The sequence below is a fragment of the Saccharothrix saharensis genome, from assembly GCF_006716745.1.
Classification (GTDB): Bacteria; Actinomycetota; Actinomycetes; order Mycobacteriales; family Pseudonocardiaceae; genus Actinosynnema; species Actinosynnema saharense.
The window spans coordinates 4,183,319-4,203,326 of the sequence record NZ_VFPP01000001.1; the positions used below are offsets into that span (position 1 = coordinate 4,183,319).

Genomic DNA, 20,008 nt, shown 5'->3' on the forward strand with positions numbered 1-20,008 from the left:
TGGAGTGTCAGCACGAGTGGAGCAGGCAACCGGACAGGTCCCGCAACTCGACCTTGAGGTCAAGGCGTTGCTGAACGCTGGCCGCCTGCCGGAGGCCAACACCCTGTTCGACCAGGTCGTCGGCCGCGTTCCACCGGGCGCCGACCGCTGGCAGCGCTCCGCCGTGCTGGTCAACCGCGCCAAGCTGGCCTGGCGGCTCGGCCGCATCCCGCTGGCCCTGGAGCTGGCCGCCGAGGGCTGGACCGACCTGGACGGCGAGCACGCCGACAACCCCGCCGCCGCCCGGGCCATGCACGCCCTCGCCTACCTGCTGGAAGGCATCGGCAACCGCCGCGCCGCCGTGGACATGCTCCGCCTGTCCGTCCAGGTGGCCCGCCGCGCCGCCGAGACCGATCCCGCCGCCGTCGAGGTCCTGGGTCACTGCCTGCAGGGCCTGGGCGGCACGCTGAACTTCCGCGCGATCTCCTCCGACCCCGACCGTGCCCCGGCGATCTTCGAAGAAGCCCGCGGCCACCTCAAGGAAGGCCTCGAACTGGCCCGCGACGAACAGATGCGCCGCGCCCTCCTCGCCGCCTACAGCCGCTCGCTGGCCGGCGTCGGCGAACTGGACCAGGCCGAGGAGAGCGCCCAGGAGGCACTGCGCCAAGCCCAGGAAGCCGGCGACAAGTGGGCCTCCGCCGTCGCGAGTTGGGTCCTCGCCGTCGTGCGCCGCGAACAGGGCGACCTGGTCCCCGCCCGCACGCTGGCCAGCCGCGCCGTCGCCGCCTCGGAGTCCATCAACGACCCCTCCCTGCTGCTGCGGTTCTCCCTGGACCTGGCCGACATCTGCGCCGAGATGGGCGACCACGTGGGCGAGGCCACCGCGCTGCGCTGCTCCGTCGCGGCCGGGCGCACCGCCACCGAGACCCTCCAGGAAGGACTGGGACAGGCCCTCGAACAACGCCGGGTGGCCGTCCAGGCCCAACGCCTGGCCGTCGCCGCCCAGGAAGCCGCCGCCCGCGACCCCCTGACCGGCCTGGCGAACCGCCTCGGCCTGGAACGCGCCGCCGCCGGCCTGCTGGAGAACACCGCCGCCCGCGGCCGCGTCCCCTGGCTGGTCCTGGTCGACGTCGACCGCTTCAAGGGCGTGAACGACGACGCCGGCCACGCCGCCGGCGACGCCACCCTGCGCGAGATCGCCCAACTCCTGCGCCGCGAGTGCCGCGCCGCCGACCTCGTCGCCCGCTGGGCAGGCGACGAGTTCGTCGTCCTCCTGGGGGACCAGGGCGGCACCACCCCGGAAGTGGGCCCGACCGTCGCCGAGCGCATCCGCGCCGCCGTCGACAGCCACGACTGGACCGTCGTCCTGGGCACCACCCGCCGCCCGACCGTGAGCATCGGCGTCGCCGCCGGACCGGCCAAACTGGACCAACTCTTCGCCGCCGCCGACATGGCCCTCTACCGCGCCAAGCGCCACGGCCGCAACCGCGTCGAAGTCGAACCCCACCCGATCGTCCCGGAGACCATCTCCGGCAACTGACCCCACCGGCCCCGCGAAGAACCGGGCCCGGAGGCTCGATGTGGCATGGGGCCCGTGCAGGCCCATGCCACATCGAGCCGGAGCCGAGCCGCGACCGCGCGCCCCGAACCGGGACCTACGCGATCAGCCCACCCCGGAACGCGACCAACGCCGCCTGCACCCGGTTCACCGCCCCGATCTTGCCCAACACCGACGACACGTACCCCTTCACCGTCGCCTCGGACAAGTGCAACGTCCCACCGATCTCCGCGTTCGACATGCCCTGTCCGATCAGGACCAACACCTCACGCTCCCGTTCGGACAACGACGCCAGCAGCCGCCGAGCCGGCTCGGCCGCCCGCTCGCCGTCCGCGACCGCCGCCAGCACCCGCGCGGCCACACCGGGGTCGAGCACCGCGCCACCCACCGCGAGGTCGCGCACGGCCCGGACCAGCTGCTCCGGTTCGGTGTCCTTCAACAGGAACCCGGACGCGCCCAGCCGCAACGCCTCCGACACGTACTCGTCCACGTCGAACGTGGTCAGCATGGCGATCTTCGGCGGGTCCGGGATGGCGCGCAGCCTGCGCAACGCCATCAACCCGTCGGACGACCGCATCCGGATGTCCAGCAGCACGACGTGCGGGCGGTGCCGGCGGGCCAGGTCGGCCACCAGGTGCCCGTCGTCGCATTCGGCCACGACTTCCATGTCGCCTGCGCTGCTGAGGATCATGCGAAGGCCGGACCGGACGAGGTCTTCGTCATCGGCCAGCATCACCTTGATCACGACGCCTCCCCGCGTTGGCGTTTCGTGTTCGTACTCGTTCAGCCTCGCGCACGAACACGCAAGCTGACGTTAATTCACCGTTATCTCACCACGACCGGGGGCGGGTTCAGCCTGTTCACAGTTGCCAGGACATCGTCGCCGCCGTTCACGCCACGCCCAACACCTGCGCGACTTCCTGACGCAACCTCGGCAGCAGGGCGTAGAGCCGGTCGCCCGGGCAGAGGGTGTCCCGGTAGTCCCGGTGGCCCTGGATCGCCGTCGGCGGTATGCCGTACTGCTCGCACGTGTAGACGCAGAACGACACCAATGAGTCCCACTGCAACTTCGGCGGCTCCACGTCCATGTAGAGGCCTTCGTTCTCGATTCCGATGGCGGCCGTGTTCTGGCCGGGGCAGTGCGCGCCGACCACCACCCGGTCGCCCGCCCGCAGCGCGGCCAGGCTGCCGTGCCTGCCCTCCATCAGGAACCCGCCGCGGCTGTTGGTGAAGTGCTGGCCGGAGTCGATCCAGCCGTTGGTGTCCATGTGCAGGTTCTGAATCCACTTCGCGTTCGCGTACGCGGCCGCTTGCGAGTAGTCGGTGACGTTGGCCGACGCGGTGTGGTGGACGAGGATCCGCACCGGCCGCTCGTTCACAACGCTCGTCGGCTGCGCCGGCGGCCTCGCGCCCCAGTCGGCGCAGCCGCGGATGGGCAGTACGGGCGATCCGAGCGCCGGGGAAGCGCCCAACCCGGCCAGCACCCCGGCACCGGCGAGCCCGGTGAGCAGCGATCGACGTCGCATCATGTGAATGTTTTTCCCAACATCGCCATTACACGTCAAGCACCCACACCCGATCGATGGAACCCGGCCGACGGGACCCCTCGCCCGCCACCCACGAACGCGAAGGTCTTTCGCGAATCTGTAACCAGCCAGTAACGTGCGTCACACGATCCCTGCCTGGAAGGAGCTTCGCGTCATGCGGAGAGCCGCCCGATCGCTAGCCGTGGTCGCACTCCTCACCGCCGCGGCCGTCACCGTCCCCGCCTCCCCCGCCACCTCCCAGACCCCCGCCTCACCCGTCCGAACCACCGCGTTCGCCCCGGACGACCACTGCCTCGGCCAGTGCCACGACGTGCTGCCACCCGGCCAGAACGGCAACGCGACCCTCGCCGAGATCCTGGCCCACCGCGCCCTCGGCACCCGCCCGGCCCACTCGGCGGACCAGCTGGGCCGCTACGACTCGCTCGTTTCCGGGTACGGCGGCCTGACCAACGACCAGCTCGGCCGGTTCTTCAACGACGCCTCGTTCGGCGTCCCGGCCGACCAGGTCGAGAGCACGATCAAGCCGCGCGCCGACGTCACGATCGTGCGCGACAAGGCCCTCGGCATGCCGCACATCTACGGGACGACCCGTTCCGGCACCGAGTTCGGCGCCGGCTACGCCGCCGCGCAGGACCGGCTGTGGCTGATGGACCTGTTCCGGCACCTCGGCCGCGGCCGGCTGTCCGGGTTCGCCGGCGGGGCCGAGGGCAACCGGGCGCTGGAGCAGAGCTTCTACAGCCAGATCCCGTACACCGAGGCCGACCTCCAGGCGCAGATCGACCAGGTGGCCGCGCAGGGGCCGCGCGGCGCGCAGGCGTTGCAGGACGTCAAGGACTACATCGCGGGCATCAACGCCTACCTCACCACCTCCGTGAACAACCGCACGTTCCCGGGCGAGTACGTGCTGACCGGGCACGCCGACGCGATCACCAACTGGAACGACATCAAGCCGTTCCAGCCGACCGACCTGGTCGCGATCGCCGCCGTGGTGGGCGGGTTGTTCGGCGCGGGCGGCGGCGGCGAGGTGCAGAACGCGCTCGTCAAGCTCGCCGCCCAGAACAAGTACGGCGCGACGGTGGGCGACCGGGTCTGGCGGTCGTTCCGCGAGCAGAACGACCCGGAAGCCGTGCTGACCCTCCACAACGGACAGCGCTTCCCCTACGGCACCACACCGTCGTCACCCCAAGGTGTGGCGCTCCCGGACGACGGCGTGGTCACCCCCGAGCCCATGGTGTTCGACCAAACGACCACAGCGTCCTCCACAGTGGACACTCCGCCGGACCTCGAACCGCTCAAGGGGCTCTTCGCCGACGGCGTCCTCCCCCGCGACCTGCTCACCAAGAAGCACGGCATGTCCAACGCCCTGGTGGTCTCCGGAGCGCACACCGACACCGGCAACCCGGTCGCCGTCTGGGGCCCGCAGACCGGCTACTTCGCCCCGCAGCTGCTGATGCTGCAGGAACTGCACGGCCCCGGGTTGCGGGCACGCGGCGTGTCGTTCGCCGGCGTGTCGATGTACGTGCAGCTCGGCCGCGGCATCGACTACTCGTGGAGCGCGACGTCGGCCGGTCAGGACATCACCGACACCTACGCCGTCGAGCTGTGCGAGCCGTCCGGCTCCGCGCCCACCGCGAACTCGCTGCACTACCGCTACCACGGCCAGTGCCTGCCGATGGAACGCCTGGAGCGCAGGAACTCCTGGAAGCCGACGGTCGCCGACCCGACGCCCGCCGGGTCGTACACCCTGGTCATGCACCGCACCAAGTACGGCCTGGTGCAGAGCCGCGCCAAGGTCGACGGGAAGTTCGTCGCGTACACCTCGCTGCGCTCCACCTACCTGCACGAGGTCGACTCGATCATCGGGTTCCAGGAGTTCAACGACCCCGACGCGATCAAGTCGGCCGCGGACTTCCAGCGCGCGGCCGAGCACGTCGGGTACGCGTTCAACTGGTTCTACGTGGACTCCCGCGACACCGCGTACTTCAACTCGGGCGCGAACCCGGTGCGCAAGGCGACCGTCGACCCGCACCTGCCGGTGAAGGCGGAACCCGCCTACGAGTGGGAGGGCTGGAACGCCGACCGCAACACGGCGACGTACACGCCGTTCGCACAGCACCCCAACTCGATCAACCAGGACTACTACATCAGCTGGAACAACAAGCAGGCGCAGGACTACTCCGCGTCCGGCTACGGCATGGGATCGGTGCACCGCGGCGACCTGCTGGACGACCGCGTGCGGCGGCTGATCGCCGACGGCAAGGTCTCCCGCTCCTCGCTCACCAAGGCCATGGCCGAAGCCGGCGTGGCCGACCTGCGCGCCGAACAGGTCCTCCCCGACCTGCTGCGGGTCCTCGACACCGCGCCGATCACCGACCCGGCGCTCGCCGCCGCCGTCACCAAGCTGCGCGACTGGCTGCGATCCGGTTCCCTGCGCAAGGAAACCACCCGCGGCAGCAAGACCTACGCCCACGCCGAGGCGATCCGCCTGCTCGACGCCTGGTGGCCGCGCCTGGTCGAGGCGCAGTTCAAGCCCGGCCTCGGCGACGCCCTCTACGGTCAGCTCACCCGTGCCGTCCAGGTCGACGAACCGCCGTCGGACACGCACGGCTCCGCGCCGCACAAGGGCTCGTCGTTCCAGAACGGCTGGTGGAGCTACGTCGACAAGGACCTGAGGGCCGTCCTCGGCGACCGCGTGGACGGCCCGCTCGCCGCCCGCTACTGCGGCAACGGGAACGTCGCGGCGTGCCGTCAAGCGCTCCTCGACAGCCTCAGCGCCGCCGCGGCCACCCCGGCCACCACCACGTACCCCGGCGACGACTCGTGCGCCGCGGGCGACCAGTGGTGCGCGGACACCATCATCCACCGGGCCATGGGCGGCATCACGCACGACAAGGTGAACTGGCAGAACCGGCCCACGTACCAGCAGGTCGTCCAGTTCCCGTCCCGCCGCGGTACCAGCCTGGCCAACCTCGCCACGGGCGCGACCGCCACGGCCAGCAGCCACGAACGCGGCTGGTACTCCTCGCCGCCGTCGCACGTCGTGGACGGCAAACCGGACACCCGGTGGGCCAGCGACTGGTCGGACCAGCAGTGGGTGCAGGTCGACCTGGGCGCGACGCGCACCGTCGGCCGGGTCGTGCTGTCGTGGGAAGCGGCCTATGCCAAGGCATATCGCATAGAACTGTCCACGGATGGCCGCACCTGGCGCACCGTGCACACGACGTCCGAAGGTGATGGCGGAAAGGACCTTGCGTCGTTCCCTCCCGATGCGGCACGATTCGTACGAATGACGGGTATCCAACGGGCCACCGGATACGGATACTCGGTTTACGAACTTGAGGTCTACGTCTCGTAGACCGGCCCACAGGAAGACCCCGGTCCACCCCCAGGGACCGGGGTCTTCCGCTATTTCCGGGCCTGACCAGGCCTTACCGCGCTGCCGCTGCGGGCCCCACCCCTAGCGGGGTGCCACGAACAGGTAGTTGCGCACGCGGTCGTCGATCCGGTCGACCTGCCGCCACGTGCCGCGGTGCCAGGCGTGCATGCGGTAACCGCGCTCCGCCAGCCACTCCTGCACGTCGCAGGCCCGGTAGCCGAAGCGCAGCACGTGCCGTTCCTCGATCTCCAGGAGGAGTTTCGGCCGAAACCTCTCGATGGTCTCCGCGCCGCCTTGCAGCACGCGCAGTTCCGCGCCTTCCACGTCGGCCTTGACGAAGTCCAGCCGGTCGACGGCGTTGGCCGCGCAGAACCGGTCCAGCGTGTCCGTGCGGACCAGGACCTCCATGTGGTCGGTGAACTCGGCGTTGGAGCCGAGGCCGGTCGCGCCGGAGGTGAGGAACGAACGGCCGGTGACCGGCGTGCCGTGGCGGACGGGGACGCTCATGACCTCACGGCCCTCGCCGACACCCAACGCGACGGCGTGCCGCACGACGTTGCGGCCCTCCCGCGGGCGCAGCAGGAAGGACAGCGCGGGGTGCGCGAACACCAGCGGCTCGATGCTGTGCACTGTCCCGTGTGGACCGACCAGGCGGGACAGTGAGACGGTGTAGAGGCCGAGCGCGGCGCCGATGTCGACGCACACGTCACCGGGCCGCACCACCTCGCGCAGGCCGATCAACTCGGGTTCGACGAACGGCGTGAGCCGGGCGAGGACGCGCAGCGCGCCGGCCACGGCCGCGCCACGCGCCTCGGTCAGGTTGTGGGTCACGTGTCCAGGTTAGGCAATCCCGGCAGCGGCTTCGCCCCATTCTGGTGGTGCGGCAGCTGCGGCGGCAGCCCGACCTGCTCGGCGAACTCCGCCGCCACCGTCGAGCCGCCGTAGATGCCGAGCGCCTTGGCCAGGTGCAGGCGGACGTCGGCGCGGTGGCCGTCGTCCAAGCGGGGCAGGGCGCTCTCGAAGGAGGTGACGAGCGTGTCGGCCCAGTGCTGGTCGCGGCGCTGCGAGGCGATGCCGACGAGCTCGGCGAGGTGCCTGCTCAACTTCACCGCCTGCTCCACCTCGTAGCCGTTGCGGATGAGCCACCAGATCGTGGCGCTGGACAGGTCGGTCAGCACCTCGTCCCGCAGGTACTTGATCTCGGCGCGCTCGGCGTCCCGTTCGGCTTGCCGCATCGTCGTGGTCTGGAGCAGCTCGATGTGCTTGCGCGCCATCGCGAGGTCCTGCTCGTCCACCCGCAACTCCACCGCGTCCGCGCGCGCCCAGACGTGCGTGCCCTCGACCTGCCGCTCCGCCGCGAGCTCCGCGCCGAGCTGGTGCTGGAGCGGGGCGTGGTGGACGAGCATCGCCCGTTCGGTCAGGGCTTTGGCCCGGTGGATGATGTCGTTGACCGCCGCGCTGCGCGGCGCGTTGTGCCGCACGCCCGTGGTCAGGTCCACGCGCCAGTGGATCGTCATCTTGGCGTGGAAGTCGAGCCCGTACACGGCGCTCGGGAGCGGTGACTCGAACGGCAGCTCGTGCGAGGTCGAGGCCGGGACGAAGGTGTACTGCTCGGCGTCGGGGCGGGCACGGAGCCGCCGCCACCAGGCGCCGAGCGAGCCCAGCGGGCCGGGACGGAAGTCAGGCCAGGGTCGGCTGCTCATGGGATGGCTTTCGTCGGAGGGGATATGCCCCTTCTGTACCTGACTGGACCGATGCGGAACAGATGAGGTCGCCCACTTCGCCCGGACAGCCGACCCCCGAGCCCCCACTCCCTAACCCAAGGTGCACACGCCTAGGCCCACCGAGTGACAACCCCACCACCGTAAGCCCGTCCCATGACCCGGTAGGCTCACCCTCGCGCCCTCGTAGCTCAGGGGATAGAGCATCGGTTTCCTAAACCGTGTGTCGCAGGTTCGAATCCTGCCGGGGGCACTCACCTTTCGCCGGGTGAATCAGGCCCTGGCCAGCGGAAACGCGGCCGGGGCTTGATCTTTTAGGTTACGTGGCGAGCGGGATGGGTTGCTGGTCGGCTTCAGGTCCAGGTCGCCGACTGGCAGGCCGTTCTCGTCGAGTGCGTTCTGCACGCACAGGCGGTCGGAGCCGAAGGGGAAGCAGCCCGCGATCATCCCGTTCGCCAGGTCGCTCGGGTCCAGCGAGGAACTCGACCGCGTCGACCGAGCGGATCAGGCCCGGCCGACGCGGTTCCCGGTCGGTGGTGGGGTGGGACGTCAGGTCGTGCGCTTGAGGCGGCGGCTCAGTTCGGCCACCAGTTGCTGATCGGTCAACGCGCTCGGGTCCGGGGTGGAGACGCCGCGCAGTTCCGCCTCCTCGGCGGTGATGAGCTTGGCGGCCACCATGACTTCCAGGGGGCTCAGGCCGAACGCCTTGGCGACGACGCGGGCGGTGTCGAGGTTGGGGCGTTCGCCCTTGCGCCACGCGGTCAGGCGGCTTCGGTCGAAGCCCGTCTTCTCGGTCAGGTCCCCTGTGGTCATCCCGCGGTCGTCCATGTGCCTCTGGACGAAGTCCGACCAGGACGAGTCCGCACTCTCGGCTTTGGTCACCGCGCAATGGTACGTGCGCGCACGCAACGTGCGTTGGGCGCTCCCCCCAGGTAGCCCTGACCTGCGCGTTGTGCTCAAACAACGTTAGTTGCGCTCACAAAACGAATTGCCTAGCGTTGTTCCCTCACCACATGCGTTGGGCGTGCACAACACAGGGCAGGCCATGCCGAACACGATCAAGCTTCGCACCGATGTCTTCGCCAAAGCCGCACGTCTCGCCGGCTTCCGGTCGGACTACGCGCTGGCCAAGGCGATGGACGTCAACCGCTCCACGGTCGCGCGCGTCCTCAGCGGCGAACTCCAACCCGGCCCGGCGTTCATCGGCGGCGCGTTGGTCGCGCTCGAGCCGATGCAGTTCGAGGACCTCTTCGAGGTCGTCCCCACCCAGCGGTGATGACGGTCCGTGGCGTCGAAGTTGCGCGCACGTGTGACCCCGAGCCGTCGAGCGTCGTCACTTCAGCGGTGTGCGGGCTCACCCGTCTGGTTGACACTCGTGATCAAGTGACGGCGCACTGCGATGAGACCAGCGGAAGGATGACACCAGGTGAGCGACGAGCCACGGCACGCGGTCGCGCGGTTGCGCCGGGACCTGCGCACCACCGGGCACGACTGGTTCGAGGCGCACCGCGACGAGCTTCCGTCCGCGCTGCGCGACGCACTGGCCGAACCGGAGGCCGCGGTCGCGCTGTTCGCCGACGTGTGGCCCGTGGTGCCCGTCGACGTCGACGAGGCGTGGTCCCGCGAGCTGCTCGACGTCGGTGCCGAACTGGCCGCCGCGCTGCCCACGTCACTGTTGCTGGCCAAGGGTTTCCGCCGGGCCGCGCAGTCCTTGCGCGAGCAGGGGGCACTCCGGCTCGCCGCCGTCGCGGGCATGCGGGAACTGGCCGTCCACCGCCTCCGCGACGACGACCCGGACGCGGCGGCCGGCGCGTTGCACGACCTGGCCGCCACCTACCGCGCCCAAGGCCGGATGCACAAGGTGGTCGGGTGCGCCGACGAGGTGCTGGAGCTGTACCTCCTGCACGGCGACCGGCCCGGCACGGCACGGGCGCTGACGCACCTCGGCTCGCTGATGGCCGAGGTCGGGCGGCACGACTCCGCGATCAAGTACCTGTCCCGGGCGGACAAGCTGTTCGCCGACCTGGACGATCCGGCCGGACGCGCCCGGTGCCTGCCCGAGCTGGGCCGGGCGCTGTGGCTGACCGGAGACCGGGCCGAGGCGCACCGGCGGTTCAACCGCGCGCTCGCGCTGCTCATCGGGACCGACGACGCGGCGGCGCAACGGGTGCGCGACCTGGTCGCCGACCTCCGGTCGCGGTCAGTCCCGGAACCAGTGCAGCAGGGCCACGCCGACCTGGATCAGCAGGCCGACCACGACGCGGACCCTGCGCAGGACCGCTGAGCGGTGTCGGCGACGGCAGGCCCTCCTGCGGCAGCCAATGTGCCGGCACCGGGGCGACGGTCGGTCCGAAGACGACCGCTCGGGGGAAGGGTGGTCGCGGTCGGGGGATGCGTTCATCGTGGCGTCGTGCTCTTTCCGTGTTCAGGCGGTGGTGTCGGGGTGGTCGGCCAGCAGGCGCAGCACATCCCGGCACAGGAACACGCGGCGGTAGCCGAGGTGCTCCCGCGGGACGAGGATTCCCAGCTCGACCAAGCGGGCGGTGAGGTCGGTGGCGGCCTTCGCGGTGATGCCGTACCGGGTGCGCAGCGACCGGTGGTCCACCACGGGGAAACCGATCAGCTCGGCGGCCACGAGGGGCAGCTTCCCCGTGCGCGGCAGCCGAGCGGTGTACTCGGCGGCCAGCGCCTCCAAGTGGCCGATCAGCCGTAGCTGCGCCAACGCCTGGTCGCGCACGGCGGTGGCGAAGAAGTCGACCCAGCGGTCCACGCGACCGGTGTCCACCACGTCGCGGATCCGCTCCTGGTACTCGTCCAACGCGGTGTCCAGCCAGACCGACAGGGGGAGCACCTGGTCGCGCACCAGCCCGCACCGCACCATCTCCAACGTCGAGAACGTGCGCGCGACGTGCCCGTTGGCCGTGGGGAACGGTTGCAGCACTTCGAGTTGGTAGTGCGCGAGCGCGACCTTGGCGACCCTGGGCTGCTCGTCCTCCTCGCGCACCCACGTCGACCACTGCTCCAGCAACGCCACCAGGTGCGCGCCGGTCGCGGTCAGCAGGTAGGCCCGCCCGTCGCTGACGCCCAAGCGGCCGGGCGCGTCCCGCAGCACGTCGGGCAGGCGGCGGCCGGGCGCACCGCCGGTCATGATCGCGGCGACCTCGCCGACCAGCTCGGCGTCGACCGGCGCACCGGCGCGGACCCGGGCCAGACCGTGGTCGCAGGCCCGCAGGAACGGGGCCACGAGCTGCGACGGCGCGGCGCTGCCGGTCGGCGGCGGGCCGCCCTGGGACGCCAGCAGGTCCGCCGCGAACGTCTCGCGCAGCCCCACGGCGACCCCGGACAGCCCGGCTGAGGCGTTCGCGTCACGGACCTGGGTGGACCGCACGATCGCGGGCCGCACACCCAGTCGTTCGGCCGCCTCGTCCAGGCGACCCAGGGCGTGCTCGGCCTCGGCGCACCGGCGGTAGGTCGACGGGGGCAGCGCCAGGTCGGAGGGCAGCGGCGGCGGCAGGTAGGCGCCTTCGCGCCGGAGTGGTTCGGGGATGCCGGGCAGCTCGGGCACCGGCGACCACTGCCCATCGGGCAGGGGACGAAAATTCATGGGCGAGACACTGGCACGACAACCGACGCTTTGGCAAGGCATTCCCAACCGGAAGTGAAGCCAGGTGCCCGTTCACTACACATCAGGTTGCACACCTCGATTAGGCCGATCGAGTCACAACTTTGGTGTACTACCGCAAAATTACGGCCGCCGCCCCCTGCTTCAGCCATAGCAGCAGCTCAAGACGTTCAAGGTGCGGAGTCGATCACCACCGTCGTGGAATCGGACCGCCTGTGCTTGCGGGGCTGCGGTATTCCACCCGAGGTGCACCTGGGAAAGCGGCCACGACATACCGTGACGTCCCGAATTGGACCACTGGTCCACCCGTCCCGCTATTCCACCCGAAAGGGTGTCAGGTCTCCGGGCCCCGCCCACCCACCGTCCTGGCACCACGAGGGCTTGCCCTGGTGCCACTCTGGTGCCATAGTGGTGCCATGGACCTGACGCCGTACGTCGACAACCTTCGCCGGGAGCTCGCCACCGCCGCCGAGGCGGGTGGGGCGGAGGCCCGGGCGTTGGCCGAACGACTCATCGCCCCGCTCGACTCCGCCGTGCGGTTGACGCTGCTCGAAGCCCTGTCCACCGCGATGGACGAGATCACGCGGGAGCTTGCGCCCGGCTCGGTCGACGTGCGGGTACGGGGACGCGATCCGGAGTTCGTCGTCACGGTGCCGGATGGTGCCACGGAGAGCCAGAGTGGTGCCGCGGAGTTGCCGCCGGTGGTTGCCGAGGACGGTCCGGTGGCTCGGATCAACCTGCGGCTCCCTGAGCACCTCAAGTCGAGGGTCGAGGAGGCCGCGACCCGCGAGGGGGTCTCCGTCAACGCCTGGCTGGTGCGCGCCGCCGCGGCCGGGCTTGGGCACGGTGGGCGGCCGTCCGGCCGCACGTCGTCCCGGCAGAGCTACACCGGCTGGGTTCGCTAACCGCCCCACCAGCGCAAACACTCACCCGACACCCTTCGAGGGGACAGCCATGCCTTCTTACGCCACGCCCGAACCCATCACGCTCGACCTCGACGTCACCGCCGGCGGCGTCCTCATCGCGGCCACCGACCGGGACGACACGGTGGTCGAGGTCGCGCCCGCGGACCCGGACAACGGCAAGGACGTCGCCGCCGCCGAGGGCACCGCGGTGGACTTCGCCGGCGGCCGCCTCACGATCAGGACGCCCCGGTCACGCGGTGTCTTCGGCAGGACCGGCTCGGTCGACGTCGTGGTGCGGCTGCCCACCGGGTCGCACGTCGCCGCGCAGGGCTCGCTCACCGACTTCCGCGCCGAGGGCGCGTTGGGCGAGTGCCGCTTCAAGACCTCCGCCGGCCACATCCGGCTCCAGGACACCGCCGCGCTCAAGGCGACCACCTCGCACGGTGACGTCCTGGTCGAACGCATCACCGGCCGCGCCGAGCTGTCGACCGGCTCCGGTGAGCTGCGCGTCGACCGGCTCGACGGCTCCGGCACCGTGAAGAACTCCAACGGCCCCACCCGGATCGGTGAGGTCACCGGTGACGTGCGGGCCGGTGCCGCGAACGGGGACATCGTCGTCGGCCACGCCGCGGGCGACGTGCACGCCAAGACCGCCAACGGCCGCATCCGGGTCGAGGAGGCCGTGCGCGGTTCGGTGGTCATGGAGACCTCGGCCGGGCAGCTGGAGGTCGGCATCCGCGAGGGCACGGCCGCGTGGCTGGACGTGCGCTCGATCGCGGGCCGCGTGCGCAACGAGCTGACCGGCGCCGACGCACCCGGTGACGCCGAGGAGCGGGTCGAGGTGCGCGCCCGCACGTCCCTGGGCGACATCGTCATCCACCGCGCGTAACACACAAAACCATTGGGGGAGAAGGAAAATGTGGGACACCAACCCGCAGCAGCCCTGGCTGCGCGGAGAACGCCCCGAGCACGTCGTCGCGTACGACGAGCAGCTCGGCTTCTGGAACGTCCACGGCCACCAGGAGATCGTCGAGGTCCTGGGTGACTGGGGCCGCTACTCGTCCGACGTGACCCGGCTGTTCCCGCCGACCGAGGGGGCGCTGACCGAGGGCAACATCATCCAGCTCGACCCGCCGGAGCACCAGAAGCTGCGCCGCCTGGTCAGCCACGCGTTCACGCCGAAGGTCGTGGCCGACCTGGAGCACCGCATCACCGAGCTCACCGGCGAGCTGCTCGACGACGTCACCGGCGACGACTTCGAGCTGGTCCGCGACCTCGCCTACCCGCTGCCGGTGATCGTGATCGCCGAACTGCTCGGCGTGCCGAGCGGCGACCGCGACCTGTTCAAGGTGTGGGTGGACCGGATGTTCGAGAGCACCAACCAGTTCTCGCTCAAGGACGACGAGGCCAAGTTGCGGCAGGAGCTGCGCGACAGCGTCGAGGCCACGCGCCCGCTGCTGGACTACCTGGGCGAGCACGCCGCGCACTGCCGCCGCGCCCCGCGCCCCGGTCTGCTCAACGACCTGGTGCACGCCGAAGTGGACGGCGAGCGCCTGACCGACGCGCAGGTGGTGAACTTCGCCGCCGTGCTGCTCGTGGCGGGTCACCTCACCACCACCATGCTGCTCGGCAACACCGTGCTGGCCCTGGACGCGCACCCGGACCAGTTCGCGAAGGTCCGGCGGGACCGCGCGCTCGTGCCGGCCGCCATCGAGGAGTCGCTGCGGTTCCTGACCCCGTTCGCGGCGCTGGCCCGGGTCACGAACGAGCCGGTGACGCTGGGCGGCGTCGGGATCCCCGGGAACCAGTTGGTGATGCTGTGGATCGGCGCCGCCAACCGCGACCCGCGCCGGTTCGCGAACCCGGACGTCCTCGACATCACCCGGGACCCCAACCCGCACCTGGGCTTCGGCCGCGGCGTCCACTTCTGCCTCGGCGCGCCGCTGGCCCGGCTCGAAGGACGGCTCGCGCTCGACGTCCTGCTCGACCGCTTCCCGCGGCTGCGCACGGACCCCGACCGGCCGCCGACGTTCCTGCCCTCCCCGAACCTCACCGGCGTGCAGTCCCTGCCGCTGCTCACCGACTGACAAGGAGACCACCATGGCGATCACCGCCACCGGTCTGCGCAAGTCCTACGGCGACCACGTCGTGCTCGACGGCCTCGACCTGCGGGTGGCGCGCGGCTCGGTGTTCGCGCTGCTCGGACCCAACGGCGCGGGCAAGACGACGACCGTGCAGATCCTGTCCACCCTCATCACCCCCGACGGCGGCCGGGCGACCGTCGCGGGCCACGACCTGCTCGGCGACCCGGCGGGCGTCCGCGCGGCCATCGGCGTCACCGGCCAGTTCTCCGCCGTGGACACCCTGCTCACCGGCGAGGAGAACCTGCGGCTGATGGCGGACCTCGCCCACCTGGACCGCCGCGAGGGCCGCCGCACGACCGCCCGACTGCTGGAGCGGTTCGACCTGGTGGACGCGGCGCGCAAGCCCGCCGCCACCTACTCCGGCGGCATGCGCCGGCGCCTGGACCTGGCGATGACGCTGGTCGGCGGCCCGGAGCTGATCTTCCTGGACGAGCCGACCACGGGCCTGGACCCCCGCAGCAGGCACACCATGTGGGAGGTCATCCGGGACCTGGTCGCGGACGGCGTCACCATCTTCCTCACCACGCAGTACCTGGAGGAGGCCGACCAGCTCGCGGACCGGATCGCCGTGCTCGACGGCGGCCGGCTGGTCGCCGAGGGCACCGCGGCCGAGCTGAAGCGGCTGATCCCGGGCGGGCACGTGCGGTTGCGGTTCGCCGACGCGCACACGCTCGACCTGGCCGCCAAGGCGCTCGGCGGTCCGGCCCGCGACGACGCGAACCTGACCCTGGACGTGCCCGGTGACGGTGGCGTGCACCAGTTGCGGGCCCTGCTCGACCGGCTGGACGACGCCGCGGTCGACGTGCAGGACCTGTCCGTGCACACGCCCGACCTCGACGACGTCTTCTTCGCCCTGACCACCGAGAGGACCGCGCAGCGATGAGCACCCTCGCCATCCGCGACACGACCACGATGCTGCGCCGCAACCTGCGGCACATGCAGCGCTTCCCGATGATGTCGATCGGCACGATCGGCATGCCGGTGCTGATGATGCTGCTGTTCGTGCACGTCTTCGGCGGCTCGCTCGGCGCGGCGCTGCCCGGTGGCGCGTCCTATGTGGACTACCTGGTGCCGGGCATCCTCGTGATGGCCGTCGGCTCGGGCGCCGCGTGGACGTCGATCAACATCAACACCGACATGGGCGAGGGCATCATCGCCCGGTTCCGCACCATGGCCATCTCCCGGTACTCGGTGCTGACCGGGCAGGCGTTGAGCAGCCTGCTGAACACGGTGGTCAGCCTGGCGGCGGTGACCGGGCTGGCGCTGCTGAGCGGTTTCCGCCCGGCGGCCGACCTCGGCGGCTGGCTGCTCGCGGCCGGGTTGCTGGTGCTGCTGGCGCTCGCGTTCACCTGGCTGGGCATCGCGTTCGGCATCGGCGCGAAGACGGTCGCCGGCGCGAACACCTCCACCCTGCCGCTCCAGTTCCTGCCGTTCGTCAGCAGCGCGTTCGTGCCGACCGACTCGATGTCGAGCGGGCTGGCGTGGGTGGCGGAGAACCAGCCGTTCACGCCGATCACCGACACCCTGCGCGGGCTGCTGATCGGCACGCCGATCGGCGACAGCGGGTACTGGGCCGTCGGCTGGTGCCTGGTGATCACCGCCGCCGGCTACGCCAGGGCCCGCGTGCTCTACAACCGCGACCCCTCCCGCTGAGCTGCGCGGACGCTAAGATCGCCCGGTGCGACCACTGGCTCCCGGAGTCCACCAGCTGCTCGGCCGTCCTCCCCACATGGTGAACGCCTACCTGGTGGAGGACGTGCTGGTGGACGCCGGCACGCGGTCGGCCCGCAAGCGGATCACCCGCCAGCTCGACGGCCGCACCATCGCCGCGCACGTGGTGACGCACGCCCACCCGGACCACTTCGGCTCCAGCCACGCGGTGTGCGAGCGGTACGACGTGCCGCTGTGGACGGGGGCGAAGGACGTCGAGGCGATCACCACCGCGACCCCGGTGCCCGCGCCCGGTTTCGCCGCCTCCCTGCTGTCGCGGATGAAGATGCCCCCGCCGCACCCGGTCGCCCGGGGCCTGGCCGAGGGCGACGAGGTCGCCGGGTTCACCGTGCTGGACGTGCCCGGCCACTCGCCCGGTCACATCGCTTTGTGGCGCGACCACGACGGCGTGCTGATCTGCGGTGACGTGTTCTTCAACCTGCTGCGCCCGAGCGCGCCGCCCAAGATCCTGACCTTCGACGACGAGCGCAACCGGGCGTCCATGCGCCGGCTCGCCGAGCTGCGGCCGAAGCTGGTGCTGTTCGGCCACGGCCGCCCGCTGCGCGACCCGGACCGCCTGCTGCGCCTCGTCCGATGAGCACGCTGGAGCGGGACCGGGAGCTGGCGCGCATCACGGCGGCGCTGGACTCCGCGGTGGCGGGCGAGGGCCGGGTCGTGGTGATCGAGGGCCGGGCGGGCATCGGCAAGACCCGGCTGGTGCAGGACACCAGGGCGTTGGCCAAGCAACGCGGTTTCGGCCGGTTGCAGGCCGTGGGCGACGTGCTGGAGAGCGCGATGGCCTGGGGTGTCGTGCGCCAGCTCGTGGAGCGGTCGGTGTCGCGGTACCGGGGCGAGGTGCGGGAGAAGATCCTGGCCGGGCCGTCCGGCGACGCGCTGCGGGCGCTCGACGGCGCGGCGGCCGACCCGAGCGAGGCGGAGCTGGCCCGCACGCTGCACGCGCTGTGGTGGGTGGCGGTGGACCTGTCCGCCACCCGGCCGCTGCTGATCACGGTGGACGACGCGCAGTGGGCGGACCTGTCGTCGGCGCGGTTCCTGGCCTACCTGTCGCGGCGGATCGCGGACCTGCCGATCGCGCTGGTCGTCGCCGCCCGGCCGGTGGCCGACAGCACCGGTCCGCTCGCGCAGTTGAGCGTGTCGCGGCAGGCCGAACGGCTGGTGCCCCGTCCGCTGTCACCGACGGCGCTGGCCGAGCTGGTCGCGGCACGCGGGGTGCGCCCCCACCCCGAGGTGGTGTCCGCGCTGCACGCGGCGGGCGCGGGCAACCCGTTGCTGACCGGGGTCCTGGTGGACGAGCTGGACGCGCTGGCGCTGCCGCTGGACGACCCCGGCACGGCGGGCCGGGTCGCGCGGCTCGGTCCCAGCTCGGTGTTCCGCGCCGCGCTCGGCCGGTTGCCCGCCGACGCGGTCCGGCTGGCGGGCGCCGCGGCCGTGCTCGGCACCGCGGGCGACCCGTGGTTGGCGGGTCAGGTCGCCGACCTCGACGCCGACCGCCTGCGCCCCGCCGTCGACGCGCTCGTCTCGGCGCACGTGCTGACCGGCGAACAGCTCCAGTTCGCGCACCCGGTGGTGCGCGAGGCCGTGCTGGCGGACCTGGGCCCGGTGGCCCGCGCCGCGCTGCACGCCCGTGCCGCCACCCGGCTGTGGGAGGCCAAGGCGCCGGCGGACCGGATCGCCGCGCACCTCGCGCACGCGCCGAGGGGCAGCCTGCCGCAGGCCGTGGACGTGCTGCGGACGGCGGCCGGCGCACTGCTCTCGGCGGGCGACCCGCGCACCGCCGCCGCCCACCTCAGGCGCGCGGTGGACGAACGGCCGGACGACCCGGCACTGCGCGCCGAGCTGGGCCGGGCGCTGCTGCGCGGCGGTGACGCCGCCGAGGCGCGCCACGAGCTGCGGATCGCCGCCGCCGAGGTGCCGGACGCGGAACTGCTCGCCGCCGCCGCGTCCGCGACCGCCGCCGTGGACGGACCGGACGCGGCGATCGCCGAGCTGACCGAGGCCATCGCGGCCCGTGCCCCGGATGCCGGACGGCTGCACCTGGAGGCCAGGTTGGCGGTCGTGCGGTCGTTCTCGCCGCGGCACCGCCAGGCGGCGTCGGACCACCTCAGGGGGCACGCCTCGCTGGCCGGCCGCACCCCGGACGAACGCACGCTGCTCGGCCTGCTCGCCCAGACCGGCCGCTACGAGGTGTGGCCCTCGCCCGAGGTCGCCGCCGTCGCGCTGCGCGCGTTGTCGCACGGCGCGTACTTCGACGACGCCACGGGCAGCACGGACGCCATGGTGGCGTGGCTGGTGGCGCTGATCGCCCTGGTCGCCGCGGACGGCGTGGACGAGGCCAGGCCGGAGGTCGAGCGGGCCCGGCTGCGGGTGCGGGCGCACGGGTCACCGGTCGAGTTCGGCATGGTGGGCAACGCCGCCGCGTTCCTGGACTGGCGGACGGGCTCGATGCGCCAGGTGGCCGCCGAGTCCGAGGGCGTGCTGGCCGCCGTGCTGGAGGAGGACCCGGTGCCGCAGGTCGTGGCGACGCGGGCGACGGCCACCCACTTCCTGGCGTACGCCGCGCTCGAACGCGGCGACCTGGTCGAGGCGGCGGCCACCCTGGCCCGGTTCGACGCCGAGCACACCGAGTCGCCGCAGATCATGCCGACCATCTGGCTGCACGAGCCGCGGGCGTTGCTGGCCCTGGCGCAGGGCGACCCGAGGCGGGCACGGGTCGAGGCGCACCTGCAGCGCGACGCCATGCGGGCCGCCGAGCTCGACCCGCCGACCATCCCGTGGCGCGACCCGGCGGCACGCGCGGCGATGCTGCTCGGCGACGAAGCCGAGGCGATGGCGCTGGCCGAGGACCAGCTCGCGCTCGCCGAGAAGTGGGCCGCCGCGACGGAGGTCGGCGCGGCCCTGCGGCTGCTGGCCCACGTCGACCAGGCACGGCGGGTGGAGCTGCTGGCCGAGTCGGTGCGGGTGTTGGAGCGGTCACCGGCCCGGCTGCACCTGGCCCGGTCGCTGGTGGACCTCGGTGAGGCGCTGCGGGTCGCGCGGCGGCGCGCGGACGCGCGGGAACCGCTGCACCGGGCGGCGGACCTGGCCGCGGAGTGCGGTTCGCCCGTGGTGCGGGCGCGGGCCGCGGAGGCGTTGGAGGCGCTGGGCGACCGACCGCGGCGGTCCACCCTCGCGGGCGCGGAGGCGTTGACCGCCAGCGAACGCCGGGTCGCGGACCTCGCCGCCACCGGGCGGGGCAACCGGGAGATCGCCCAGGAGCTGTTCGTGACGCCCAAGACGGTGGAGAACCACCTCGGCCGCATCTACACCAAGCTCGGCATCAGCGGGCGGCGCGAGCTGGCCCGCGTGCTCGCCTGAGGGAGCCCGATTAAGAGGAGGAGTCGGGTGGGGGTGTGCCTGATACACCCAACTTCCCGCGCCGCGCAGAT

General features: G+C 72.0%; 17 protein-coding genes and 1 tRNA gene. 12 read left to right on the top strand and 6 right to left on the bottom strand.

Annotated features, from left to right (window positions below):
• Nucleotides 1-67 precede the first annotated feature (67 nt).
• On the top strand, nt 68-1,519 hold the full coding sequence (locus FHX81_RS18075; protein WP_246107867.1) for a GGDEF domain-containing protein: 1,452 nt from the start codon (nt 68-70) through the stop codon (nt 1,517-1,519).
• A 115-nt stretch (nt 1,520-1,634) separates the two neighbouring features.
• Here the strand turns inward: FHX81_RS18075 and FHX81_RS18080 are convergent, their stop codons facing one another.
• Together FHX81_RS18080 and FHX81_RS18085 are read right to left on the bottom strand one after the other, a co-directional pair.
• Nucleotides 1,635-2,282 (bottom strand): response regulator, encoded by a 648-nt coding sequence (locus FHX81_RS18080; protein ID WP_053719266.1) that lies wholly within the window; start codon nt 2,280-2,282, stop codon nt 1,635-1,637.
• Nucleotides 2,283-2,427: 145 nt separating this feature from the next.
• The gene (locus FHX81_RS18085; protein ID WP_246107868.1) at nt 2,428-3,063 is read right to left on the bottom strand and encodes a peptidoglycan recognition protein family protein; all 636 of its coding nucleotides are present in this window, start codon (nt 3,061-3,063) and stop codon (nt 2,428-2,430) included.
• 175 nt (nt 3,064-3,238) lie between these two features.
• Here FHX81_RS18085 and FHX81_RS18090 point away from each other — a divergent pair, with 175 nt between their 5' ends.
• Entirely contained in the window at nt 3,239-6,439 is a 3,201-nt protein-coding gene (locus FHX81_RS18090) for a penicillin acylase family protein (RefSeq protein ID WP_141979286.1), read from the top strand.
• 102 nt (nt 6,440-6,541) lie between these two features.
• Here the strand turns inward: FHX81_RS18090 and FHX81_RS18095 are convergent, their stop codons facing one another.
• Together FHX81_RS18095 and FHX81_RS18100 are read right to left on the bottom strand one after the other, a co-directional pair.
• Complete coding sequence (locus FHX81_RS18095; protein ID WP_170232090.1) at nt 6,542-7,291, bottom strand: FkbM family methyltransferase; 750 nt, start codon at nt 7,289-7,291, stop codon at nt 6,542-6,544.
• Nucleotides 7,288-8,163 (bottom strand): hypothetical protein, encoded by an 876-nt coding sequence (locus tag FHX81_RS18100; RefSeq protein WP_141979287.1) that lies wholly within the window; start codon nt 8,161-8,163, stop codon nt 7,288-7,290. The genes FHX81_RS18095 and FHX81_RS18100 overlap by 4 nt, the downstream gene beginning before the upstream one ends.
• Before the next feature lie 198 nt (nt 8,164-8,361).
• On the opposite strand from FHX81_RS18100, the gene FHX81_RS18105 reads away from it, so the two are divergent.
• Nucleotides 8,362-8,434 (top strand) — tRNA-Arg (locus tag FHX81_RS18105).
• Nucleotides 8,435-8,730: 296 nt separating this feature from the next.
• Here the strand turns inward: FHX81_RS18105 and FHX81_RS18110 are convergent.
• Nucleotides 8,731-9,063 carry a helix-turn-helix domain-containing protein gene (locus tag FHX81_RS18110; protein WP_141979288.1) on the bottom strand — a complete coding sequence of 111 codons (333 nt, stop codon included), beginning with the start codon at nt 9,061-9,063 and terminating at the stop codon, nt 8,731-8,733.
• A gap of 163 nt (nt 9,064-9,226) precedes the next feature.
• Between FHX81_RS18110 and FHX81_RS18115 the strand changes: the two genes are divergently transcribed.
• Nucleotides 9,227-9,457, top strand: coding sequence for a transcriptional regulator (locus FHX81_RS18115; RefSeq protein WP_141979289.1), 231 nt, complete (start codon nt 9,227-9,229; stop codon nt 9,455-9,457).
• A 150-nt stretch (nt 9,458-9,607) separates the two neighbouring features.
• The gene (locus FHX81_RS18120; protein ID WP_141979290.1) at nt 9,608-10,465 is read left to right on the top strand and encodes a tetratricopeptide repeat protein; all 858 of its coding nucleotides are present in this window, start codon (nt 9,608-9,610) and stop codon (nt 10,463-10,465) included.
• A gap of 141 nt (nt 10,466-10,606) precedes the next feature.
• Here the strand turns inward: FHX81_RS18120 and FHX81_RS18125 are convergent, their stop codons facing one another.
• Nucleotides 10,607-11,785: a Fic family protein gene (locus FHX81_RS18125; protein ID WP_170232091.1), complete on the bottom strand. Its 1,179-nt coding sequence runs from the start codon at nt 11,783-11,785 to the stop codon at nt 10,607-10,609.
• Between the two features lie 434 nt (nt 11,786-12,219).
• On the opposite strand from FHX81_RS18125, the gene FHX81_RS18130 reads away from it, so the two are divergent.
• From FHX81_RS18130 to FHX81_RS18160, 7 genes are read left to right on the top strand one after another with little or no spacing between them, the layout of a single operon-like run.
• Nucleotides 12,220-12,708: a toxin-antitoxin system HicB family antitoxin gene (locus tag FHX81_RS18130; protein WP_141979292.1), complete on the top strand. Its 489-nt coding sequence runs from the start codon at nt 12,220-12,222 to the stop codon at nt 12,706-12,708.
• Between the two features lie 49 nt (nt 12,709-12,757).
• The gene (locus FHX81_RS18135) at nt 12,758-13,597 is read left to right on the top strand and encodes a DUF4097 family beta strand repeat-containing protein (protein ID WP_141979293.1); all 840 of its coding nucleotides are present in this window, start codon (nt 12,758-12,760) and stop codon (nt 13,595-13,597) included.
• Nucleotides 13,598-13,625: 28 nt separating this feature from the next.
• Entirely contained in the window at nt 13,626-14,795 is a 1,170-nt protein-coding gene (locus FHX81_RS18140) for a cytochrome P450 (protein ID WP_141979294.1), read from the top strand.
• Between the two features lie 13 nt (nt 14,796-14,808).
• Entirely contained in the window at nt 14,809-15,735 is a 927-nt protein-coding gene (locus tag FHX81_RS18145) for an ATP-binding cassette domain-containing protein (RefSeq protein ID WP_141979295.1), read from the top strand.
• On the top strand, nt 15,732-16,505 hold the full coding sequence (locus FHX81_RS18150) for an ABC transporter permease (protein ID WP_141979296.1): 774 nt from the start codon (nt 15,732-15,734) through the stop codon (nt 16,503-16,505). The genes FHX81_RS18145 and FHX81_RS18150 overlap by 4 nt, the downstream gene beginning before the upstream one ends.
• A gap of 25 nt (nt 16,506-16,530) precedes the next feature.
• A complete protein-coding gene (locus FHX81_RS18155) occupies nt 16,531-17,160 on the top strand; it encodes an MBL fold metallo-hydrolase (RefSeq protein WP_141979297.1) in 630 nt (209 codons plus the stop codon).
• Nucleotides 17,157-19,937 (top strand): helix-turn-helix transcriptional regulator, encoded by a 2,781-nt coding sequence (locus FHX81_RS18160; protein ID WP_141979298.1) that lies wholly within the window; start codon nt 17,157-17,159, stop codon nt 19,935-19,937. Before FHX81_RS18155 ends, FHX81_RS18160 begins: the two co-directional genes overlap by 4 nt.
• The last annotated feature ends 71 nt before the right edge of the window (nt 19,938-20,008 follow it).

Bases quoted from the DNA above. Each gene is read 5' to 3' on its own strand.
- FHX81_RS18085 (WP_246107868.1), bottom strand. From the start codon at position 3,063: ATGCGACGTCGATCGCTGCTCACCGGGCTCGCCGGTGCCGGGGTGCTG.
- FHX81_RS18090 (WP_141979286.1), top strand. From the start codon at position 3,239: ATGCGGAGAGCCGCCCGATCGCTAGCCGTGGTCGCACTCCTCACCGCC.
- FHX81_RS18100 (WP_141979287.1), bottom strand. From the start codon at position 8,163: ATGAGCAGCCGACCCTGGCCTGACTTCCGTCCCGGCCCGCTGGGCTCG.
- FHX81_RS18115 (WP_141979289.1), top strand. From the start codon at position 9,227: ATGCCGAACACGATCAAGCTTCGCACCGATGTCTTCGCCAAAGCCGCA.
- FHX81_RS18125 (WP_170232091.1), bottom strand. From the start codon at position 11,785: ATGAATTTTCGTCCCCTGCCCGATGGGCAGTGGTCGCCGGTGCCCGAG.
- FHX81_RS18130 (WP_141979292.1), top strand. From the start codon at position 12,220: ATGGACCTGACGCCGTACGTCGACAACCTTCGCCGGGAGCTCGCCACC.
- FHX81_RS18135 (WP_141979293.1), top strand. From the start codon at position 12,758: ATGCCTTCTTACGCCACGCCCGAACCCATCACGCTCGACCTCGACGTC.
- FHX81_RS18140 (WP_141979294.1), top strand. From the start codon at position 13,626: ATGTGGGACACCAACCCGCAGCAGCCCTGGCTGCGCGGAGAACGCCCC.
- FHX81_RS18145 (WP_141979295.1), top strand. From the start codon at position 14,809: ATGGCGATCACCGCCACCGGTCTGCGCAAGTCCTACGGCGACCACGTC.
- FHX81_RS18150 (WP_141979296.1), top strand. From the start codon at position 15,732: ATGAGCACCCTCGCCATCCGCGACACGACCACGATGCTGCGCCGCAAC.
- FHX81_RS18160 (WP_141979298.1), top strand. From the start codon at position 17,157: ATGAGCACGCTGGAGCGGGACCGGGAGCTGGCGCGCATCACGGCGGCG.